Raw genomic sequence first — 15,567 nt, 5'->3', positions numbered from 1 at the left:
CGGGATGCTAAAGTAGACCTGCGCTTGGAAATCGAATCGTAAGACGTCCTCGTGCTTGACGTTGATGCCCCCCATCCCTCCGACCTGGGATTTGGATTCAACTAGCATACTTGGGAAGCCTACAAAAACTCACAATGGCGTGCAACGCAAATCCAAAGGATCACCGCCAACATTCGCACCGACGCGGAGTGGATGTGAATAATAACAGGGTAAGTCAATTTCTTGAAGGTTCGAGTGGATACCAGACGCAAAGAACATGCAGTCCGGGGCGTTAAAAAACTCAAGAATCCCGCAGTAAGGATTGCACCTCACGAACAATTGGCAAACAACCCTTTTCGTTCGGATTTGCTTGTAGAATGAAACTCCGACAAAATCCGAGGCCTTGAACGAAAGATTGACCGGCGTTCAAACAAGGAACTTACTTCAACCCGATTGGTGATGCACAAAAGCAAAAAAAAAGCGGAACCGTAAGGAACCGCTTTCTATTTTTTGAAGTGTTGCCGAATTATTCGGCAGTTTCTTCTGTTTCATCACCAGCTTCTTCCACTTGTGGCTCAGCTGGCTTATCAATCTTGGTTTCAACAACCTCTGCCTTGACCACGTCTGCCGCAGGCTTTGCTGCTGGCGTTGTGGTGGTCTTTTTGCGGCGGCGGCTGGTTTTCTTTTTGGGCTTCTCGGTGGCAAATTCGTTGAAGTCAACCAATTCGATCAAAGCCATTTCGGCATTGTCACCCACACGATTGCCGATTTTGAGGATACGTGTGTATCCGCCTGGACGATCGCCAACTTTGGCAGCGATATCACCAAACAGCTCTTTGACAGCTTCCTTATTCTGGAGGTAGCTAAAAGCCATCCTGCGAGAATGTGTCGTATTGTCTTTAGACCTGGTGATCAGCGGTTCGACATACTGACGAAGCGCTTTGGCCTTGGCGACAGTTGTGAAGATACGCTTCTTAGGGCTGATGAGCAGGGCAATCGCCATGTTCTTCATCAGTGCCTTTCTGTGGGCAGTCTTCCTACCCAAATGATTAACCTTGTTTCCGTGTCTCATTATAAATGATGTTGACGAACTACGACCGTCGGCCTACTTCATTGCTGAAGGCTCAATCCGTATTTTCGGAGAGCAGCCGGGGAACGTAGCCCGGATGAATACTGAATTAGTCTTCGTCGAGGTCGTATTTGGAAACATCCATACCGAAGCTCAAACCCTTATCGGCTACGAGTTCTTCGAGTTCGCTCAAAGACTTCTTACCGAAGTTGCGGAATTTAAGAAGGTCGGCAATGTTGTAGCTTACGAGATCGCCAAGTGTTTTGACTTCGGCGGCTTTCAAGCAGTTGAACGCACGAACAGAAAGGTCCAAGTCGGTCAATGGTGTCTTGAGCACCTTGCGCATAGCAAGATAGTTCTCATCCACAGGATCCTCTTTAGGAGCATCCTCAGCGACCGGCATGATTTTCTCGTCCGTAAACAACCAAAGGTGCTTGACCAAAATGTTGGCTGCTTCTTTCAAAGCATCTTCTGGATCAATGGTACCGTCGGATGAAACTTCGATCGTCAATTGCTCATAGTCGGTACGCTGCTCGACACGAAAGTCGTCAACCTTGAACTTGACGTTCTTGATTGGCGTGAAGATCGAGTCAATGGCGATTTCACCGATAGTGGCATTAGGATCTTTGTTTTCATCGGCTGGGCGATAGCCGCGACCTTTGCCAACGGTAAGCTCGATGTCAAACTGCGTGTTCTTGTCGATGTGGCAAATGACGTGATCAGGATTGGTAATTTCGTAGGCATTGGTATGCTTAGCGATATCACCTGCAGTGAAAACATCTTTTCCACGTACGGAAACGAAAATTTTATCATCTCCATCGATCACCTTTTTGAGGCGAACGCCCTTCAGGTTGAGGACGATGTCCGTGACATCTTCCACGACACCCTTGACCGTCGAAAACTCGTGCTCGACACTAGGTATCTTGATGGCGGTGAATGCATAGCCCTCAAGGGAGGACAAGAGAACCCTTCTAAGGGCATTACCGACAGTGATGCCATAGCCTCTTTCGAGGGGACGGATAAGAAACTTCCCGTAGAAGTCGTTATCCTTTTCCATGACCACCTTTTCGGGTATTTGAAATTCAAGCAGTGCCATAAATAATATACCTCAGTCCAAAACGGGTTAAGAACAAAATTACTTGGAGTACAATTCCACGATCAAGTTTTCCTTGATATTTTCTGGAATCTGCTCCCGCTCAGGGTATTGGAGGAAAGAACCCTTCAGCGCCATATTGTCGACCTGCAACCAAGGAAAAGAGTTCCTTGAGCCGCCCTTGACGATTTCAAGTGCTTTGCTTTTGACACGCACTTCCAAAACGTCACCTGGGCGCAACAGCATGCTGGCGATGTTCACAACATCACCGTTGACGGTAATGTGCTTGTGCGTCACCAACTGACGTGCTTGGCGGCGGGTAGCTGCAAAGCCCATACGGTAGATGGTGTTGTCCAAGCGTGACTCGAGCAACTGAAGGAAAATCTCACCCGTAACGCCTTTGCGACGGGTAGCCTTTACAAACAGATTGCGGAATTGTTTTTCCAGCAAACCATAAGTGTATTTGGCCTTTTGCTTCTCCATCAACTGCACAGCATAGTTGCTCTGCTTTGAGCGGCGATTGCGACCATGCTGGCCTGGGCCAAATTTTTTGCGCTCTAGGGCCTTACTTGGGCCAAAGATGGGCTCCCTAAACCTTCTGGCGATTTTCGCCTTGGGACCTCTGTATCTTGCCATTTTTCTATTTGATTAGACAATTATCGCATTCAGCACCCTTGCTTGCAAAGACACAAGACTTGACGCCAAGCGAACCTATTAATTAGACTCTTCTTTTCTTGGGTGGGCGGCAACCGTTGTGAGGCAGCGGAGTAATGTCACGAATCATCGTAACGTTAATTCCGACGTTGGCGACGGCGCGGATGGCAGCCTCGCGGCCAGATCCTGTACCCTTCACATAAACCTCAGCAGTCTGAAGACCACGTTCGAAGCAATCACGCGAGACTTCGGTAGCAGCGACTTGAGCGGCGTAGGGAGTGTTCTTCTTGGAACCACGGAATCCCATCTTGCCAGCTGAAGCCCAGCCAATCACGTTGCCTTTCAAATCCGTGATCGAAACAATGATGTTGTTGAAAGAAGAGGTAATATAAACCAAGCCAATCGAATCGACTTTGCTCTTCTTTACTCTTTTGGTTTTTGCCATTACTGAATGCGAACTTTAATTCCTTTTCAATTACTTCTTTGCTGCTGCCTTCTTCTTTCCAGCCACAGTCTTTTTCCTGCCCTTACGGGTACGGGCGTTGGTACGTGTACGCTGACCACGCAAAGGCAAACCTTTACGGTGACGCAAACCACGGAAACATCCGATGTCCATCAAACGCTTGATGTTCATTTGGACTTCGGCACGCAATGCACCTTCCACTTTGAACATTTCGCCGATCAAGCGGCGGATCTCCACCACGTCATCGTCGTTCCAGTCTCTGACCCTCTTATTGTGATCAATGTTGGCCAAATTCAAGATCCTCTGGGCGGAAGTCGTTCCGATCCCGAAGATATATGTTAAGCCAATTACGCCCCGCTTATTTTTGGGCAAATCTACACCAGCTATCCTTGCCATAATTATCCTTGTCTTTGCTTAAAGCGTGGATTTTTCTTGTTGATCACATAAAGGCGACCTTTACGCCGGATGATCTTGCAGTCGGCGGACCGCTTCTTTACTGATGCTCTAACCTTCATGGTAATCTTATTTATACCGATATGTAATTCTTCCTTTGGACAAATCGTAGGGAGACATCTCAAGTGAAACACGGTCCCCAGGCAAAATTTTGATGTAGTGCATCCTCATCTTACCTGAAATGTGGGCTAAAACCTCGTGACCATTCTCCAGTTCCACCCTAAAGGTAGCATTTGGAAGTGCCTCGAGAATCGTGCCGTCAACTTTTAATGATGCCTGCTTGGCCATATACAATTATTGATTCAAAATAAAATCGTGGCTTGATAAGATTTCACACTTACCCTTGCGAACCACAATCGTGTGTTCAAAATGTGCCGAAGGCAGTCTATCAGAGGTAATAATCGTCCATCCGTCATCAAGCGTATGGATACGACGTTTACCTAGATTCACCATCGGCTCAATGGCTAGACACATCCCAGTCTCAAGCTTTAGTCCCGTTTTGCGGCGACCATAATTTGGAACCTCAGGGGGAGCATGAAGCTCAGTACCAATGCCATGACCAACCATTTCTCTCACAATTGAGTATCCATGGGTTTCCACATGACTTTGAATGGCCTGCGAAATATCTCCCAACCAACCACCTTCAACAGCCTTTTCAAGACCAAGGTAAAGTGATTCCCTTGTAACCTTGAGCAACCGGCTTTTCTTTGGTGAAATTTCGCCTACACCGAAAGTGTAAGCACTGTCACCAAAAAAGCCATTTTTCAATACACCACAGTCAATGGCGACAATGTCGCCCTCCCTCAAGAATTTATTCTTATTGGGCATTCCATGTACCACTTCCTCATTCAAGGAAATGCACAACGAGAATGGAAATGGACCTACATTGGACCCGCTTGGATAATCCTTAAATGCTGGAATACCACCATTATCACGGATAAACTCCTCAGCGATTGTGTCCAACTTCAATGTATTGGCTCCGGGTTCCACAAGCTTGGAGACTTCACCAAGCGTTTTCCCTACTAACAAAGAACTCTCACGGATCAGGTCGATCTCTTCTTCAGTCCGAATGACCACCTTTCCGACTGCCATTATGCAGATACGCCAGCGGCGCCTTGTACTTTACGTGATCGGCCACCTGTTTTCATCAAACCATCGTAATGGCGCATCAACAAATAGCTTTCAATCTGTTGGAGTGTATCGAGCACAACACCGATCATAATCAGCAAGCTTGTACCTCCAAAGAATTGCGAAAATGATTGAGAAACACCCATCGCGCTGGCAATCGAAGGAAAGATTGCCACAAATGCTAGGGCTATCGACCCAGGCAAGGTGATTCGGGAGAGGATGTTATCAATATACTCGGATGTTTTCTTCCCAGGCTTAACACCAGGAATAAATCCACCTGTCCTTTTCAAGTTATCAGCAATGTCATTCGGATTAATGACAATCGCTGTGTAGAAATAGGTAAACACAATGATGAGCAACGCGAACGTAACATTGTAGAATATACCGTTCGGATTTCCCAAGATCGAGCCGGTTGCATTCCAAAAGCCGCTATTTGGGAAAAACTGTGCAATAGATGCCGGAATGAACATGATCGATTGCGCGAAAATGATCGGCATAACGCCAGCGGAGTTAATCTTCAAAGGGATATACTGACGCGCATTGTTGCTCATACCACCTGCCTGACGGTTACCCATCACACGGCGCGCATAGTTGATCGGAATTTTACGCGTTGCCTGCGTAATACCGACTACCGCCATCGTTGCCAGACCCAAAGCAATGATTTCTATGAAAAACAGCATCGGGGGATTTGCGCGGCCTTCATTGACGAGTGCCGGTGGCAGACCAGAAATAATACCAATCGCGATAATCAACGAAGTACCATTCCCAAGGCCATTGTCAGTAATACGTTCACCGAGCCATACAAGGAACATCGTTCCGGCAGTCAAAATCAGCAAAGCCATCAACCAAACAAACGTCGACCCCATATTCGCAGTCGCAACTGGATACATGGACTTGAGATTGACGATGTAGGCGGCAGATTGACCGAGCGTAATCAACACCGTCAAATAACGTGTCAGCTGATTAATCTTCTTTTGCCCGCTATCACCTTCCTTTTGAAGCTTCTGAATCGATGGCAAAGCTGCCCCAAGGAGTTGCACAATGATCGATGCCGAAATGTAGGGCATAATCCCAAGCGCAAAAATGGCTCCACGGGCAAAGGCACCACCAACGAAAACGTTGATCAGGTCCAGAATGCCACCTCCTTGACCTTTTTCAAAGTCAAGGGCCAATTGAGCGGAATCTACCCCTGGCAGGATCACATAGCTACCAAGTCTGAATACAGCGAGCAAAAGCAGCGTATAAATGATGCGCTGCCTTAGCTCCTCGATTCGGAAAATATTCCTTATTTTTTCGATGAATTCTTTCATGTCACACTTCGATCGCGGTACCACCGGCAGCCTCAATTGCTGCTTTGGCACTCTTGCTGAACTTGTTCAGTTTCACAGTGACGGCCGTCTTGATTTCTCCACGACCGAGCAATTTAATACGCTCGTTGCCTTTGGAGATAAAACCGTGCAAAGCAAGGAATGCATGGTCGATCTCGGTAGTGCCAGGATGGCTATTCACAAATTCGGTTACGTTATCAAGGTTCAAAGCCACGTATTCAACACGCGCATTGTTCTTGAAACCGAATTTTGGGATTCGGCGATAAAGCGGCATCTGACCACCTTCAAACCAAGCGCGAAACTTGTAGCCTGTACGTGCCTGAGCACCTTTGTGACCTTTGGTCGACGTACCACCTTTGCCGGAGCCTTGGCCCCTACCAATACGCTTTGAGATCTTTGTTGATCCCGAAGCAGGCGTTAATGTATGCAAATTCATGATTATGCCTCCTCAACTTTAACCAGATGGCTCACTTGCTTCACCATCCCAATAATTTGGGGCGTCAAATTGTGAACAACCATGCGGTTGACCTTACCGAGCCCAAGCGCTTCCATTGTTCTCAACTGGCGGGCTGGCCGGCCGATGGTGCTTCTAACTTGTGTAACCTTAATCTGAGCCATTGTCTCAACCGTTAAAAATCTTATCCAAATTCACCCCACGTTGCTGGGAGACTCCATAGGCATCACGAATCGCACAAAGTGCTTCTACTGTTGCCTTTACCACGTTGTGAGGATTGGATGAACCCAAAGATTTACCAATCACATCCTTCACGCCAGCAGCCACCAACACCGACCGCATCGCTCCCCCTGCAAGCACTCCTGTACCAGGAGCAGCAGGCTTTAACAATACTTTCGCGGCGCCAAATTTAGTAAAAGTTTCGTGAGGAACAGTACCATTTTTTGTAACTGGCACTTTTACCAAATTTTTCTTTGCGTCATCGACTCCCTTTGCAATGGCATCGACCACTTCCTTGGCTTTTCCGAGGCCATGGCCAACAGTTCCGTTTCCGTCACCCACGACCACGATAGCAGAGAAGCTGAACCGGCGACCACCTTTGACCACCTTGGCCACACGTTGGATTTTGACCACCGTCTCGGTGAGTTCAACGTCGCTATTCTTGACTCTATTTTTATTGCTTTGCATCTTGATTTCAATTAGAAAGACAAGCCACCTTCTCTTGCACCATCGGCCAAGGCCTTCAGGCGACCATGATAATTAAAACCATTACGGTCAAAAACCACGGCCTCAATGCCCTTTTCCTTTGCAAGCCTAGCAATTTCCAGACCTACGAGACGGCTAATCTCTGTTTTGGTGCCGGACTGCTCAAGAATCGACTTAGCACGTGAAGAGGTGCCAACAAGTGTCTTCTGATCCAAATCATTGATGACTTGGACATAGATCTCCTTATTACTGCGGAATACCGAGAGACGGGGTCTCTCATTTGTACCGCTAATCTTCTTGCGAATACCCTTTTTGATGCGGGTTCTACGCTCACTCTTATCGTTGGCTGCCATATTATCTTACTTTTTAGCTGCTGCTTTACCTGCTTTGCGGCGTACTTCCTCGCCGACGTACCGGATACCCTTACCTTTGTAGGGTTCTGGACCCCTGAGCGAACGAATCTTGGCTGCGAAGTGACCGATCAATTGCTTGTCGATCGCTTTCAGTGTAATCCTAGGATTCGAGCCCTTCTTTGTTTCGGTAGCGACCGAGATCTCCTTAGGCAACACGACCATCATCAAGTGTGAATGTCCCAAGTTGAGTTCAAGCGCCTGACCAATTGCCTCAGCCTTGTAACCAACACCAATCAATTCCAATTCGCGCGTGTAACCATCGGCCACACCCACAATCATGTTACTAATCAGCGTACGGTAAAGACCATGAGCGGCCCTGTGCCTGATTTGGTCGGTGGGGCGGGATATCTGCACACTGCTACCATTGATCTCAATTTTGAGATCAGTATCGACAGATTGCTGAAGTTGGCCTTTCGGACCCTTGACAGTTACCAAATTGTTCGCATCAACACTGATGCTAACACCACTTGGTACGTCTATTGGTTTTTTACCTATCCTTGACATGATTCTTGCTCAATAAACGTAACACAAAACTTCGCCACCAATATTGAGATCCCTAGCTTCTTTGTCGGTCATTACACCTTTGGAAGTCGAGATAATGGCAATACCCATGCCATTGATGACCTTAGGGATATCTTCCACTCCCGAGTACTTACGCAGACCAGGCTTGCTGATGCGTGTAAGGCCAGAGATGGCCGGAAGCTTTGAAATCGTATCATATTTCAAGGCAATCTTGATAAAGCCTTGGGGACCCTCTTCAACGAACTTATAACGTGCGATGTAGCCCTTTTCGTAGAGAACCTTCGTGATGGCCTTTTTGAGGTTGGACGAAGGGATATCGACTACGCGGTGCCCGGCCCGGATTGCGTTCCTGACTCTGGTCAGGTAATCTGCGATCGAATCTGTGGACATATTCTTCTTACCAGCTAGCTTTAGTTACACCGGGGATCCTACCTGCTAGAGCCAGTTCCCTGAATTTGATACGAGACACGCCAAATTTCCGAATGTAGGCACGGGGACGACCCGTAAGGCTACAACGATTCTTCAGACGCACAGGCGAGGAGTCACGGGGCAACAAGGACAATGCTGTCCAATCGCCAGCCTCTTTCAAGGCTTTGCGCTTTTCAGCGAACTTGACAACCAGCTTCTCTCTCTTCTTTTGCCGAGCGATGATGGATTTCTTTGACATATCTTTATGCTTTTTTGACGCCCTGAAAGGGCATGCCGAATTCTTTCAACAATGCAAACGCCTCTTCGTCGGTGCGCGCAGAAGTGACAATCGTAATGTCCATCCCGGCGATTTTATCGATCTTGTCGACATCAATTTCTGGGAAGATAATCTGCTCCTTGACACCAAAGTTGTAGTTACCGCGTCCATCAAAGGATTTCTGTGAGATTCCACGGAAGTCGCGAATACGTGGCATAGCCACTGTGATCAAACGGTCCAGGAACTCATACATCCTCTCACGACGCATCGTCACGCGGCAGCCGATAGCCATGCCTTGACGAAGCTTGAAGTTAGAAATGTCTTTCTTTGACTTGGTGATCACCGGCTTCTGACCAGAGATCAAACCAAATTCGTTGGCTGCGTACTCCAGCACCTTTTTATCGGCAATGGCATCACCCAGACCCCTGGAAAGACAAATCTTCTCGATCTTCGGTACTTGCATGACCGAAGTATACCCAAACTGAGCCATCAAAGCCGGAACAATCCGCTCTTTATACTCTTTCGCTAATCTTGCTTCGTAAGCCATTGCTACTTAATGATTTCTCCTGATTTCTTGCTGACCCTAACCCAACCTTCGTCGGTTTTCGTACGACCGACACGGGTTCCTTTTCCAGTCTTTGGCTCAATAAGCATCAGACTTGAGATGTGAATTCCCGCTTCAATCTCGACAATTGAACCTTGGGGGTTTTTGTTGTCGGGCTTTTTGTGCTTCGTGACGATGTTCAAACCCTCGACAATTGCGCGGCTTTGAACAACTTCCGTGCGTTTATCACGCTTGTGCTCAATTTTGAGTACCCGACCAGTTTTACCTTTCTCACGACCAGAAAGTACAACCACTTGGTCTCCCTTTTTGATGTGCAGCTTTGGGCGCTCGTTGAATTTTCTCCTGGACATAGTCATAGTCTATCTCTAATTAAATAACCTCAGGAGCCAACGAAACGATCTTCATGTAGTTCTTTTCGCGCAACTCCCTGGCTACTGGGCCAAAGATACGTGTGCCACGCGGCTCACCTTCACCGTTGATCAAGACGGCGGCGTTATCGTCAAAACGGATGTAGGAACCATCGCGCCGGCGAAGCTCTTTCTTGGTGCGCACTACTACGGCACGCACTACATCACCTTTCTTAACGTTGCCATTGGGATCGGCAGATTTCACGGAGCAGATGATACGATCACCTACCCGCGCATACCTGCGCTTGGTACCACCAAGGACACGTATAACGAGGAGCCTTTTTGCTCCGCTGTTGTCGGCGACATTCAGTCGGGATTCCTGCTGTAGCATTTCTTACTTCGCTTTTTCGATGATTTCAATCAACCTCCACCGCTTGCTTTTGCTCAGCGGCCGAGTTTCCATGATGCGGACGGTATCTCCAATACCAGCTTCGCCCTTTTCGTCGTGGGCCATAAACTTGGTGGTTTTCTTCATAAACTTCCCATAAATGGGATGTTTGATCTTCCGCTCAACCACCACGGTGATGGATTTATCCATCTTATTGCTGGAGACTTTGCCGATCCTTTCCTTGCGCAGGTTACGGGTCTCCGTGGTATTTATCTCAGTGCTCATGCTGCTTACTGATTATTGCTTTTGGACTGACGCTCGGTCAAGATGGTGTGCATCCTGGCGATGTCCTTTCTGATGATCCGGATTTTAGCCGGGCTTTCAATTTCGGAGATCGCGTGATTGAAGTACATTTTTTGGAGCAATTCGCCATCTTCTGTGATGCGGGCACGGATTTCAGCATCCGTGAGCTCCCTAATTTCTTTTGCCTTCATAACCTTATTCCTGATAATCGCGTCTCACAATAAACTTAACTTTTGCAGGCAACTTCTGTGCACCGAGACGCATTGCATCCATGGCAGTTTCCATTGTCACCCCTTCAGCTTCAAACAAGATGCGTCCTGGTTGTACAGGTGCAGCCCAAAACTCAGGCGAACCCTTACCTTTACCCATCCTAACCTCAGCTGGCTTTTTGGTCATTGGCTTGTCTGGGAAAATCCTGATCCAGATCTTTCCTTCCCTTTTCATGCGACGTGTAATCGCCTGACGAGCTGCCTCAATTTGGCGGCTAGTGAGGAATGCAGGCTCCAGAACCTTCATAGCAAATGATCCAAATGCAATCTCGTGACCTCTGGATGCATTTCCTTTGACCCTGCCCTTCTGTAGCTTGCGGTATTTAGTTCTCTTCGGTAAAAGCATTGCCTTATCGCTTTATCATTAACCGTAATTCTATTATCGACCTCCGCGACGACGTCCACCGCCGCCTCCTGCGCCTCTATCTCCACCACGATCGCCTCCGCGATCACCACGACCCCTGCCTTCGAAACGATCGTTGCGCTTACCGCCACGGTCGTCGCCACCACGCTCATTGCCGCCAGTGTTAGGGCGCTTCTCTGCCGAGCCAGCATTTGGTGAAAGATCCACCTTGCCATAAAGCTCGCCCTTGAAGATCCAAACCTTTACGCCAATGATTCCGTAGATCGTCTTTGCTTCAGTCAAAGCGTAGTCGATATCAGCACGCAATGTTTGGAGTGGAACACGACCATCTTTGTACATCTCTGTACGGGCCATCTCAGCACCGCCCAAACGACCGGCACACATGATTTTGCAACCCTCTGCACCCATGCGCATGGTCGAAGCAAGCGCAGTCTTCATGGCACGACGGAAGGAAATACGAGCAGCCAACTGACCAGAGATCATTTCGCCAACCAAACGAGCATCCAATTCCGGGCGCTTGATTTCAAAGATGTTAATTTGAACATCTTTTTTGGTAAGCTTCTTGATTTCTTCCTTCAAGCGATCCACTTCCTGACCACCGCGACCAATCACGATACCGGGACGGGAAGTATGGATGGTAATGGTAATGCGCTTCAAAGTGCGTTCGATGACAATCTTGGCGATTCCGCCGCGATTGATCCTTGCCTCAAGGTAAGCGCGAATTTTTTCGTCTTCAATCAACTTATCGGCATAATGCTTGCCGCCGAACCAGTTGGATTCCCAACCTTTGGATATCCCAAGACGGAGTCCGGTTGGATGTGTTTTCTGTCCCATTTCGCTCAGTTCTCTTCTTTGGTGTCCAAAATCAAAGTGACATGGCTGCTACGCTTGCGGATGCGGTGCGCACGGCCTTGGGGGGCAGGTTGGAAACGCTTCAGCGTACGACCTGCATCAACGAATGCCTCTTTGATAAAAAGGTTGGCATCTTCAACCCTTGAACCTTCGTTCTTGGATTCCCAGTTGGCAATAGCAGAAACAAGCAACTTGCGAACAGGAGCGGCACCAGCCTTTTCCGTAAATTTCAGCACGTTGAGTGCCTTATCCACAGCCATACCACGTACGAGATCAATCACCAAACGCATTTTGCGTGGAGCAATTGTGTGGTTGCGGAGAAGGGCCTTGGCTGTATCTTGGCGCTCGCTTTTCAAGCGCTCGGCCATTGCCTTCTTACGCTTGGGGGCCTTTTCGACACCCTGCGCAATCTTCTCTTTGCGCGTCAGTTTTTTTACTTGCTCAGCCATTACTTTCTGCCTTTATCTTTTTTCTTGTCGCCCGAGTGACCTCTAAAGGTCCGGGTAGGAGCAAATTCGCCCAACTTGTGTCCAACCATGTTTTCGGAGACAAAAACGGGGATGAACTTGTTGCCATTGTGAACTGCCAAGGTATGCCCTACGAACTCCGGAGAGATCATGGACCTTCTTGCCCAGGTCTTGATGGTCCGCTTCTGACCCGCGTTGTTCATTTTGTCAACCTTACGGTCAAGCTTTGGGTCAATAAATGGACCTTTTTTCAGTGATCTGGCCATATTAACTCAATTATTTCCTGTTCTTCTTACTGATGATCAAACCGCTAGAATACTTCTTCTTGCTGCGGGTGCGGTAACCCTTGGCTGGCAAACCCTTGCGGCTACGTGGGTGACCGCCTGAGGCGCGTCCCTCACCACCACCCATCGGGTGATCGACCGGGTTCATCGCGACGCCCCTAGTGCGCGGACGGCGTCCCAACCAACGTGAACGGCCAGCTTTTCCAAGCTTGATGTTCATGTGCTCCGAGTTACCAACGGAACCAATGGTTGCCATGCACTCGCCCAATACCAGACGTGACTCACCTGATGGAAGGCGCAAACTTACGTATTTGCCTTCCTTGCCAAGCAATTGTGCATTGGACCCTGCACTCCTACAAATTGCACCACCCTTACCTGGATGCAATTCAATGTTGTGAACGATCGTGCCCAATGGAATGTCCTTCAAGCGCTTTGCATTTCCAACAGTAGGTTCGGCAGTATCACCAGATACGATAGCCTGACCAACTTGAAGATTCTCAGGAGCAAGGATATAACGCTTTTCTCCATCTGCATATTGCAACAAGGCAATACGTGCAGTACGGTTTGGATCATATTCGATGGCGACAACCTTGGCTGCAATACCCAACTTCTCGCGCTTGAAATCGATAATCCTGTATAGCTTCTTGTGGCCCCCACCGATATAGCGCATTGTACGCTTACCGGTATTGTTACGACCACCAGAACGCTTTTTGCCTTCTACGAGTGACTTTTCTGGCTTTGATTTGGTGATTTCGGCAAAATCCGAAACCATCATGAAGCGCTGCGAAGGAGTCGTCGGCTTAAGTTTCTTGAATCCCATTTTTCAGCCCCAGCTTAGATGTTCTTGTAAAAATCGATCAATTCGCCAGTGTGCAGCGTCACGATTGCCTTCTTGAAGCGAGGTGACTTTCCAGACACAAAACCAGTTTTGGTGTAGCGCTGACGGCTTTTTCCAGTGTAGATCATGGTGCGAACGCTCTTGACGTTAACGCTGTACATTTCCTCTACTTCTTTTTTAATCTCAGGCTTATCAGCGTTGATGTCAACCTTGAAAGCATATTGATTAAACTTGAGGCCATGGCGCTCGTTGAGCATTGCCATTTTTTCAGATACGAGCGGTTTTCTTAGTACACTCATGGTCTTATCCTAATTGCTCATTGATCGTTGCAACAGCATCTTTCAAAATGACCACGTGGTCAGCATGCAAGATGTCATAAGTATTCAGGTCCTGTGCACGCACAATTTGCGTCTTTGGGACATTGCGACCAGACAGGTAGACATTGCCACTGTCGTCAGGAAGCACCATCAACACCTTGGATCCGCTAATCTTCAAGTTGTTGAGGACTGCTACAAACTCCTTGGTTTTAGGGGTATTGAAGTTGAAGTTCTCCAGCACCATGATGCGGGCATCCTTGGCCTTGTAGCTGAGAGCACTTTTACGTGCCAAACGCTTCACCTTGCGATTCAATTTGAATCCGTAAAGGTGCGGTTTAGGACCAAACACACGACCACCGTGATACATGTGTGGAGCACGTTTGTGACCTTGACGGGCGCCACCAGTACCCTTCTGACGGAAAGGCTTTTTTGTGGAACCACTGACTTCACCACGCTCTTTGGCTTTATGGGTGCCTTGACGTGCATTGGCCAGGATCAAGCGCACATCTTGGTAGATGGCGTGATCATTGGGCTCGATTCCGAAGATGCTATCGGGAAGGTTTACCTTCTCGGAAGTATCTGCGCCCTTGATATTTTTGACCGTTAATTCCATTTTCTTACTTCTCGATAAAGATGTAGCCTCCGTTGTGACCAGGGAGTGCGCCTGCGATAACGATGAGGTTCTTCTCAGGGATTACGCGCAAGATTTGCAAATTCTGGATCTTCACACGGACATTTCCAGTTTGGCCACCCATACGCATGCCTTTGAAGACGTGAGCGGGTGTAGAACCTGGACCAAGTGAGCCCGGTGCACGACCGCGGTTGTGCTGACCGTGAGTTTGACCACCCACACCTGCAAAACCATGACGCTTGACAACACCTTGAAAACCTTTGCCCTTGCTCGTACCGATTACATCCACGAATTCACCTGGACGAAAAAGGTTGACACCGATCGAATCACCCAATTTAGGTTCTGATCCTGGAACTTCTTCGTAGCTCACTGCGCCATCTGCACCTTCAACCTTCTTGAATGTTGAGGGAACAAAAAATTCAGTTTCCCAAACGATCCTCTTGGGAGTAGTTCCAGCCTTTTTGAAGTGACCGATCATAGGGTTTGGAGTGTTTTTCTCCTTTTTCTCCCCATAGCCCAGTTGCACCGCAGTGTAACCGTCTTTCTCTTCGGTCTTGATCTGCGTGATCACACAAGGACCTGCCTCGACGACCGTACAGGGAATTGCTTTGCGATCAGCATCGTAAATGCTGGTCATTCCCACTTTCTTACCAATGATACCTGGCATCGCCTATTTCCTTTTAACTGTGATCAAACTTTGATTTCGACATCGACTCCGCTGGGCAATTCCAACTTCATCAAAACATCTACCGTTTTGGAGCTTGAGCTAAAGATGTCAATCAGGCGCTTGTAGGAGCATACCTGAAATTGCTCACGGCTCTTTTTGTTAACGTGGGGAGAACGATTCACCGTGATGACATTCTTGTCAGTCGGCAGAGGAATCGGACCGCTTACGACAGCACCCGTTGTCTTCACAGTCCGCACGATCTTCTCGGCTGACTTGTCCACTAAATTGTGGTCGTAAGACTTCAGTTTAATTCTGATCTTCTGATTCAT

At 48.1% G+C, this 15,567-nt stretch carries 30 protein-coding genes; all 30 read right to left on the bottom strand.

Features of this window, described 5'->3' with window-relative positions:
• Positions 1-505: 505 nt before the first annotated feature.
• The 30 genes from rplQ to rpsJ all read right to left on the bottom strand — a co-directional run bounded on the left by rplQ (position 506) and on the right by rpsJ (position 15,567).
• Positions 506-1,051, bottom strand: coding sequence for a 50S ribosomal protein L17 (rplQ, locus tag IPN95_16145; protein ID MBK9450905.1), 546 nt, complete (start codon positions 1,049-1,051; stop codon positions 506-508).
• A gap of 106 nt (positions 1,052-1,157) precedes the next feature.
• Positions 1,158-2,144 carry a DNA-directed RNA polymerase subunit alpha gene (locus IPN95_16140; protein ID MBK9450904.1) on the bottom strand — a complete coding sequence of 329 codons (987 nt, stop codon included), beginning with the start codon at positions 2,142-2,144 and terminating at the stop codon, positions 1,158-1,160.
• A 39-nt stretch (positions 2,145-2,183) separates the two neighbouring features.
• Positions 2,184-2,777 carry a 30S ribosomal protein S4 gene (gene rpsD / locus IPN95_16135; protein MBK9450903.1) on the bottom strand — a complete coding sequence of 198 codons (594 nt, stop codon included), beginning with the start codon at positions 2,775-2,777 and terminating at the stop codon, positions 2,184-2,186.
• Between the two features lie 82 nt (positions 2,778-2,859).
• Positions 2,860-3,240 carry a 30S ribosomal protein S11 gene (gene rpsK, locus IPN95_16130; GenBank protein ID MBK9450902.1) on the bottom strand — a complete coding sequence of 127 codons (381 nt, stop codon included), beginning with the start codon at positions 3,238-3,240 and terminating at the stop codon, positions 2,860-2,862.
• A 30-nt stretch (positions 3,241-3,270) separates the two neighbouring features.
• Positions 3,271-3,654 carry a 30S ribosomal protein S13 gene (gene rpsM / locus IPN95_16125; GenBank protein MBK9450901.1) on the bottom strand — a complete coding sequence of 128 codons (384 nt, stop codon included), beginning with the start codon at positions 3,652-3,654 and terminating at the stop codon, positions 3,271-3,273.
• Positions 3,655-3,656: 2 nt separating this feature from the next.
• On the bottom strand, positions 3,657-3,773 hold the full coding sequence (gene rpmJ / locus IPN95_16120) for a 50S ribosomal protein L36 (protein ID MBK9450900.1): 117 nt from the start codon (positions 3,771-3,773) through the stop codon (positions 3,657-3,659).
• 7 nt (positions 3,774-3,780) lie between these two features.
• Positions 3,781-3,999 carry a translation initiation factor IF-1 gene (gene infA, locus IPN95_16115; protein ID MBK9450899.1) on the bottom strand — a complete coding sequence of 73 codons (219 nt, stop codon included), beginning with the start codon at positions 3,997-3,999 and terminating at the stop codon, positions 3,781-3,783.
• A 6-nt stretch (positions 4,000-4,005) separates the two neighbouring features.
• Positions 4,006-4,803, bottom strand: coding sequence for a type I methionyl aminopeptidase (map, locus tag IPN95_16110; protein MBK9450898.1), 798 nt, complete (start codon positions 4,801-4,803; stop codon positions 4,006-4,008).
• Positions 4,803-6,149, bottom strand: coding sequence for a preprotein translocase subunit SecY (secY, locus tag IPN95_16105; protein MBK9450897.1), 1,347 nt, complete (start codon positions 6,147-6,149; stop codon positions 4,803-4,805). Before secY ends, map begins: the two co-directional genes overlap by 1 nt.
• A 1-nt stretch (position 6,150) precedes the next feature.
• Complete coding sequence (gene rplO, locus IPN95_16100; protein MBK9450896.1) at positions 6,151-6,603, bottom strand: 50S ribosomal protein L15; 453 nt, start codon at positions 6,601-6,603, stop codon at positions 6,151-6,153.
• A gap of 2 nt (positions 6,604-6,605) precedes the next feature.
• Entirely contained in the window at positions 6,606-6,785 is a 180-nt protein-coding gene (rpmD, locus tag IPN95_16095) for a 50S ribosomal protein L30 (protein ID MBK9450895.1), read from the bottom strand.
• Positions 6,786-6,789: 4 nt separating this feature from the next.
• A complete protein-coding gene (gene rpsE, locus IPN95_16090; protein ID MBK9450894.1) occupies positions 6,790-7,308 on the bottom strand; it encodes a 30S ribosomal protein S5 in 519 nt (172 codons plus the stop codon).
• Positions 7,309-7,319: 11 nt separating this feature from the next.
• On the bottom strand, positions 7,320-7,679 hold the full coding sequence (locus tag IPN95_16085; protein MBK9450893.1) for a 50S ribosomal protein L18: 360 nt from the start codon (positions 7,677-7,679) through the stop codon (positions 7,320-7,322).
• Between the two features lie 6 nt (positions 7,680-7,685).
• Positions 7,686-8,243: a 50S ribosomal protein L6 gene (gene rplF, locus IPN95_16080; protein ID MBK9450892.1), complete on the bottom strand. Its 558-nt coding sequence runs from the start codon at positions 8,241-8,243 to the stop codon at positions 7,686-7,688.
• 9 nt (positions 8,244-8,252) lie between these two features.
• Positions 8,253-8,651: a 30S ribosomal protein S8 gene (gene rpsH / locus IPN95_16075; GenBank protein MBK9450891.1), complete on the bottom strand. Its 399-nt coding sequence runs from the start codon at positions 8,649-8,651 to the stop codon at positions 8,253-8,255.
• A 7-nt stretch (positions 8,652-8,658) separates the two neighbouring features.
• Positions 8,659-8,928, bottom strand: a complete 270-nt coding sequence (rpsN, locus tag IPN95_16070) for a 30S ribosomal protein S14 (protein MBK9450890.1) — start codon at positions 8,926-8,928, stop codon at positions 8,659-8,661.
• A gap of 4 nt (positions 8,929-8,932) precedes the next feature.
• Positions 8,933-9,493 (bottom strand): 50S ribosomal protein L5, encoded by a 561-nt coding sequence (gene rplE, locus IPN95_16065; GenBank protein ID MBK9450889.1) that lies wholly within the window; start codon positions 9,491-9,493, stop codon positions 8,933-8,935.
• Positions 9,494-9,495: 2 nt separating this feature from the next.
• Positions 9,496-9,828, bottom strand: coding sequence for a 50S ribosomal protein L24 (gene rplX, locus IPN95_16060; GenBank protein ID MBK9450888.1), 333 nt, complete (start codon positions 9,826-9,828; stop codon positions 9,496-9,498).
• A gap of 52 nt (positions 9,829-9,880) precedes the next feature.
• The gene (gene rplN, locus IPN95_16055; protein MBK9450887.1) at positions 9,881-10,249 is read right to left on the bottom strand and encodes a 50S ribosomal protein L14; all 369 of its coding nucleotides are present in this window, start codon (positions 10,247-10,249) and stop codon (positions 9,881-9,883) included.
• A gap of 3 nt (positions 10,250-10,252) precedes the next feature.
• Positions 10,253-10,531 (bottom strand): 30S ribosomal protein S17, encoded by a 279-nt coding sequence (gene rpsQ / locus IPN95_16050; protein ID MBK9450886.1) that lies wholly within the window; start codon positions 10,529-10,531, stop codon positions 10,253-10,255.
• 5 nt (positions 10,532-10,536) lie between these two features.
• A complete protein-coding gene (rpmC, locus tag IPN95_16045) occupies positions 10,537-10,740 on the bottom strand; it encodes a 50S ribosomal protein L29 (GenBank protein MBK9450885.1) in 204 nt (67 codons plus the stop codon).
• Between the two features lie 4 nt (positions 10,741-10,744).
• The gene (gene rplP, locus IPN95_16040) at positions 10,745-11,164 is read right to left on the bottom strand and encodes a 50S ribosomal protein L16 (protein MBK9450884.1); all 420 of its coding nucleotides are present in this window, start codon (positions 11,162-11,164) and stop codon (positions 10,745-10,747) included.
• Between the two features lie 33 nt (positions 11,165-11,197).
• The gene (gene rpsC / locus IPN95_16035) at positions 11,198-12,016 is read right to left on the bottom strand and encodes a 30S ribosomal protein S3 (GenBank protein MBK9450883.1); all 819 of its coding nucleotides are present in this window, start codon (positions 12,014-12,016) and stop codon (positions 11,198-11,200) included.
• Positions 12,017-12,021: 5 nt separating this feature from the next.
• Complete coding sequence (gene rplV / locus IPN95_16030; GenBank protein ID MBK9450882.1) at positions 12,022-12,483, bottom strand: 50S ribosomal protein L22; 462 nt, start codon at positions 12,481-12,483, stop codon at positions 12,022-12,024.
• Positions 12,483-12,767, bottom strand: coding sequence for a 30S ribosomal protein S19 (gene rpsS, locus IPN95_16025; GenBank protein MBK9450881.1), 285 nt, complete (start codon positions 12,765-12,767; stop codon positions 12,483-12,485). The genes rplV and rpsS overlap by 1 nt, the downstream gene beginning before the upstream one ends.
• Before the next feature lie 10 nt (positions 12,768-12,777).
• Entirely contained in the window at positions 12,778-13,605 is an 828-nt protein-coding gene (gene rplB / locus IPN95_16020) for a 50S ribosomal protein L2 (GenBank protein MBK9450880.1), read from the bottom strand.
• Between the two features lie 14 nt (positions 13,606-13,619).
• Entirely contained in the window at positions 13,620-13,922 is a 303-nt protein-coding gene (rplW, locus tag IPN95_16015; GenBank protein ID MBK9450879.1) for a 50S ribosomal protein L23, read from the bottom strand.
• A 4-nt stretch (positions 13,923-13,926) separates the two neighbouring features.
• Entirely contained in the window at positions 13,927-14,553 is a 627-nt protein-coding gene (gene rplD / locus IPN95_16010; GenBank protein ID MBK9450878.1) for a 50S ribosomal protein L4, read from the bottom strand.
• Between the two features lie 4 nt (positions 14,554-14,557).
• Complete coding sequence (rplC, locus tag IPN95_16005) at positions 14,558-15,238, bottom strand: 50S ribosomal protein L3 (GenBank protein MBK9450877.1); 681 nt, start codon at positions 15,236-15,238, stop codon at positions 14,558-14,560.
• A 23-nt stretch (positions 15,239-15,261) separates the two neighbouring features.
• Positions 15,262-15,567, bottom strand: a complete 306-nt coding sequence (rpsJ, locus tag IPN95_16000) for a 30S ribosomal protein S10 (GenBank protein MBK9450876.1) — start codon at positions 15,565-15,567, stop codon at positions 15,262-15,264.

Source organism: Bacteroidota bacterium (genome assembly GCA_016718825.1).
Lineage (GTDB): Bacteria > Bacteroidota > Bacteroidia > J057 > JADKCL01 > JADKCL01.
This window is presented reverse-complemented; position numbering and strand designations above follow the sequence as displayed.